This window comes from Micrococcus sp. HSID17227 (assembly GCF_003989405.1).
Taxonomy (GTDB): Bacteria; Actinomycetota; Actinomycetes; order Actinomycetales; family Micrococcaceae; genus Micrococcus; species Micrococcus luteus.
The window spans coordinates 1-4563 of sequence record NZ_RBLN01000172.1 but is presented as its reverse complement, the minus strand read 5'-3'; the positions used below and the strand labels follow the sequence as shown (position 1 = coordinate 4563).

4 protein-coding genes are annotated in these 4563 nt (G+C 72.8%); all 4 read left to right on the top strand.

The window, feature by feature from the left end; all coding sequences use genetic code 11:
• Window positions 1-810, top strand: an 810-nt coding sequence (locus tag D8M29_RS13615; RefSeq protein ID WP_127445909.1) for a hypothetical protein, incomplete at its 5' end; no start/stop codon positions are given.
• Window positions 811-1034: 224 nt separating this feature from the next.
• The gene (locus D8M29_RS08705) at window positions 1035-2408 is read left to right on the top strand and encodes an O-acetylhomoserine aminocarboxypropyltransferase/cysteine synthase family protein (protein ID WP_122054902.1); all 1374 of its coding nucleotides are present in this window, start codon (window positions 1035-1037) and stop codon (window positions 2406-2408) included.
• A 3-nt stretch (window positions 2409-2411) separates the two neighbouring features.
• Window positions 2412-2927: a CoA-binding protein gene (locus D8M29_RS08700; protein WP_041104443.1), complete on the top strand. Its 516-nt coding sequence runs from the start codon at window positions 2412-2414 to the stop codon at window positions 2925-2927.
• A 74-nt stretch (window positions 2928-3001) separates the two neighbouring features.
• Window positions 3002-4048 (top strand): formimidoylglutamase, encoded by a 1047-nt coding sequence (gene hutG / locus D8M29_RS08695; RefSeq protein WP_101967228.1) that lies wholly within the window; start codon window positions 3002-3004, stop codon window positions 4046-4048.
• Window positions 4049-4563 lie beyond the last annotated feature (515 nt).

Sequence of the window (4563 nt, the reverse complement as noted above, 5' to 3'; positions counted from 1 at the left end):
GGCGTGCACACCGCGGGCATCCCCGACCCGTGCGCCCCGGACGGCGCGGCCGCGCTGGTCCGCCTCACGGGCGGGGTGGTCTCCCACGTCTCTGCCGCCCTCTGGCACGGACTGCCGCTGCCGCCCCGCCTCGCGCGGCCCGCCGGACTGCACCTGACCTTCGACCGCTCCGCGCGCACGCACCGGACCGACCTGGACGGCGTCGTCAGCCACCGGGTGCGGCTGCCCTCCGACCACGTGCTCGAGCTTCCCGACGGCCAGCGCGTCACGACGGCGGCGCGCACCTGGTTCGACCTCGCCGGGATGCTCCGCCCCCACGAGGTGGACTGGCTCATCGCGGACGGCGACCACCTGGTGCGTCCGCCGTGGACGCCGACGGGCCGGGCGGACCCCGTGGCCACCGTGTCCGAGCTGTCGGAGGTGCTCGCCCGCTGCCGTGGCCGGCCGGGTGTCCGTCTCGCACGTGCCGCGCTGGCGGAGGTGCGCGTCGGGGCCGACTCCCCGCCCGAGACCTTCCTCCGGCTCGCGCTGATCCGGGCCGGGCTGCCGGAGCCGGAGCTGCAGGTCGCCGTCGACCCGGCCGACCCGGCCTCGCCCGTCGTGGACCTCGGGTACCGGGGGGCGCGCCTGGCCCTCCAGTACGACGGCGCCGGCCACCGCACGGCTCAGCAGCAGGCGAGGGACGCCCGTCGGGACGCGTACTGCCTCGAACGGGAATGGACGACCCTGCGCTGCACCTGGGAGGACCAGCGCGCTGGGTTCGGGCGGATCGTGGGGCTGGTCCGGCGTCGGCTCGCCCGCACGCGCTGATCCGCCCCCGCCCGTCCAACGCGGGTTGAGTTGTCATGGGTCCCGTCCAACGCGGGTTGAGTTGTCACGGGTCCAGGCCCGCGTAACCGGTGATAACTCAACCCGCGTTGCATGCCACCGGCCGGCGCCGCGTGACGCTCTGCGACGTGCCCACCCTGCCCCCGGCGCACCTCGCCCGGGACAATGGGAGGGACTGTCCCGAAGCCTCCATCGAAAGGACCCCCGTGGCTGACCACGAGTTCGGCTTCCGCACCCAGGCGCTGCACGCGGGCGCCGTCCCGGACACCGTCCACGGCTCCCGCGCGGTGCCGATCCACCAGACCAGCTCCTTCGTGTTCGAGTCCGCCGAAGACGCCGCCAACCTCTTCGCGCTGCAGAAGTACGGCAACATCTACTCGCGGATCGGCAACCCCACGGTCGCCGCGTTCGAGGAGCGGGTCGCCACGCTCGAGGGCGGGATCGGGGCCGTCGCGACGGCGTCCGGCATGGCCGCCGAGTTCGTCACCTTCGCGGCCCTCGCCGCGGCCGGCGACCACATCGTGGCGTCCTCCAAGCTGTACGGCGGCACGATCACCCAGCTGGACGTCTCCCTGCGCCGGTTCGGCGTCGAGACCACGTTCGTGGACTCCGCCGAGGCCGCGGACTTCGAGGCCGCCCTCCAGCCCAACACCAAGACCGTCTACACGGAGATCGTCGCCAACCCCTCCGGTGACGTCGTGGACCTGCCCGGCCTGGCCGACGTCGCCCACCGGCACGGCGTGCCGCTCGTCGTGGACGCGACCCTCACCCCGCCCTACCTGATCCGGCCGATCGAGCACGGGGCGGACATCGTCATCCATTCGGCCACGAAGTTCCTCGGCGGGCAGGGCACCACGCTCGGCGGCGTCGTGGTGGAGTCCGGCCGCTTCCCGTGGGACAACGGCAAGTTCCCGTCGATGACCGAGCCCGTGCCGTCGTACGGCGGCGTCTCCTGGTGGGGCAACTTCGGCGAATACGGTTTCCTCACCAAGCTCCGCTCGGAGCAGCTGCGCGACTTCGGCCCGTCGCTGGCCCCCCAGTCGGCGTTCCAGCTGCTGCTCGGCGTCGAGACGCTGGCCCCGCGCATGGACGCCCACCTGGCGAATGCGCAGGCCGTGGCGCAGTGGCTGGACGAGGACCCGCGCGTCTCCTGGGTCCGCTACGCCGGCCTGCCCGACCACCCGCACCACGCCCGCGCGCAGCAGCTGCTGCCCCGGGGCGTCGGCTCGGTGTTCAGCTTCGGCGTGGCCCCGGCAGCCACAGACACCGACGACGGCGCCTCCGGTCCGGAGGCCGGGCGTGCGACGGCGTCGCGCTTCATCTCCGCCCTGCAGCTGGCCAGCCACCTGGCCAACATCGGCGACGCGAAGACGCTCGTGCTGCACCCCGCCACGACGACCCATCAGCAGCTCACCGCCGAGCAGCTCGTGGCCGCGGGCATCCCGGAGGACCTCATCCGCATCTCGGTGGGCATCGAGGACACCGAGGACATCCTCTGGGACCTGGACCAGGCCCTGACCGAGGCCACCGGCCGCACCCGCGACGACGACGGCGCCCCGGCCGCGCCGAAGGAGGCCTGAGCCATGAGCACCACCCACCCCGAGCGCACCTGGACCGGCCCCGGCGCCCCCGAGCGCCTGGCGATCCTGCGGCGCACCCGGTCGATCGCGATCGTCGGCGCCTCGGACAAGCCGGCCCGTGCGTCGTACTTCGTGGCCACGTACCTGCTGAGCTCGACCACGTACGACGTCTACTTCGTCAATCCCGTGCTCGCCGCGGCCGGCAAGGAGATCCTCGGCCACCGCGTGTACGCCTCGCTGGACGACCTGCCCGTCACCCCGGACCTCGTGGAGGTGTTCCGCAAGTCCTCCGACGCCCCCGAGGTGGTGGCGGACGCCGCCCGCGTGGGCGCCCGGACCGTGTGGCTGCAGCTGGGCATCTGGAACGAGGACGCCGCGCGTCAGGCCGAGGCCGCGGGCCTGGAGGTCGTGATGGACCGCTGTGTGAAGATCGAGCACGCCCGCTTCCACGGCGGGCTCAACCTCGCCGGCTTCGTCACCGGCGTGATCAGCTCGCGGCGCCAGGAACTGGACCGCTAGGCGGACGACGCCCCGTGTCGGGCGTCGTCCGGCCCTCGTTGCGCACCCGCCCGTCGATGGCGTGGGATGGGCCCATGACCTCCGAGCTCCCCTCCCCCTCCCTCTCCCCCGCCTGGACCGGCCGCACCGACGGCGACACCCCCGAGCACCTGCGCTGGCACCAGGTCGTCCGCCCCGCCGACGGCCGCGGCGAGCCCACGACGACGCAGCGCCACCCCGGTGCCGGTGCTCCGACGTCGGGCGCGCGGTCCACGGCGCTCGTCGGCTTCGCCTCGGACGAGGGCGTGCGCCGGAACCACGGCCGCGTGGGCGCCGAGGACGGCCCGGAGGCGCTGCGCGGTGCGCTCGCCTCGCTCGCGTACCTCGAGGGCACGGGCGCGCTCGTGGACGCGGGCGACGTGTCCGTGGACCGTGGCGACGACGATGCCCCGGGCGAGCTCGAGGCGGGCCAGGCCGAGCTGGGCACGGTGGTCAGCGGGCTGCTGAACGCCCACGACCTGGCCGTGGTGCTCGGCGGCGGACACGAGACCGCCTACGCCTCGATCACGGGCCTGACCGGCTCCACGCGCGTGGGCGCGGGCACCCGCGTGGGCATCCTCAACCTGGACGCGCACTTCGACCTGCGCGAGGCGCCGCGGCCCAGCTCCGGCACCCCGTTCCTCCAGGCCCTGCGGGATGCCGAGGGGGCGGAGCATCAGCTCTCCTACGCGGTGGTGGGCATCAGCGAGGCCAACAACACCCGGGCCCTGTTCGACACCGCGCGCGAACGCGGGGTCACGTGGGTGACCGACGAGCAGGCCCAGACCGCCGACGTCACCGGCGTGCGCCGCTGGGTGCGCTCGTTCATCAACGCCGTGGATGTGCTCTACCTGACGATCGACCTGGATGTGCTGCCGGCCGCCGTCGCCCCGGGGGTGAGCGCACCGGCCGGCTTCGGCGTGCCGTACGAGGTGATCCACGCGTGCGCGCTGGAGGCCACCCAGTCCGGGAAGCTGGCCCTGGCCGACGTCGTGGAGCTCAACCCCGCCCTGGACGTGGACGGCCGCACGGCGAAGGCCGCGGCCCGGCTGATCCACACGATCGTCAGCCGTCACCGGACGGACGCGTCGCTGCTGGCCTGAGCGGGCCGGGGTCCATTCGGGCGCGGGGGCCGCACCGCGAGGGCCGCGGTGCGGCTGATCCACACGATCGTCGGCCGCCACCGCCGCTGAGGTAGCGAGGTGCGTTGAGGGTCACTCAGCCTCTGTGATGATCAGAAAGCAGACTCTGCATCTTCCAGAGCTTCTTTAAGAACCTCCACGCCTGATTTTGGCTGAGCCGGGCACACCTCCGGCCTCGGGCAGAGCACAGAGATGAGCATCCAGATCGCCAAACGAATCTGCCCAGTCGGATTGATCCCCTCCACGGCTCCCGCTGCAATCTTCTTTGTCGCTGCGATTGCCAAGGCGACGACCGGTCGAGGAAGACCTGCCGTGGCGAGGGCTGTCCTGATGCGAGCGGCTGCTTCATCGGGTCAAGTCCCTGGAAGTGGTGTAACCGTCTTCGAGGTTGTAGGGGGCTTGTACCTGTCAGGTCTGCAGGGTCGGCATCACCTCCGTGCTCATCACGGTCTCTTGCTCCGTGGTCAGGGGCTCAC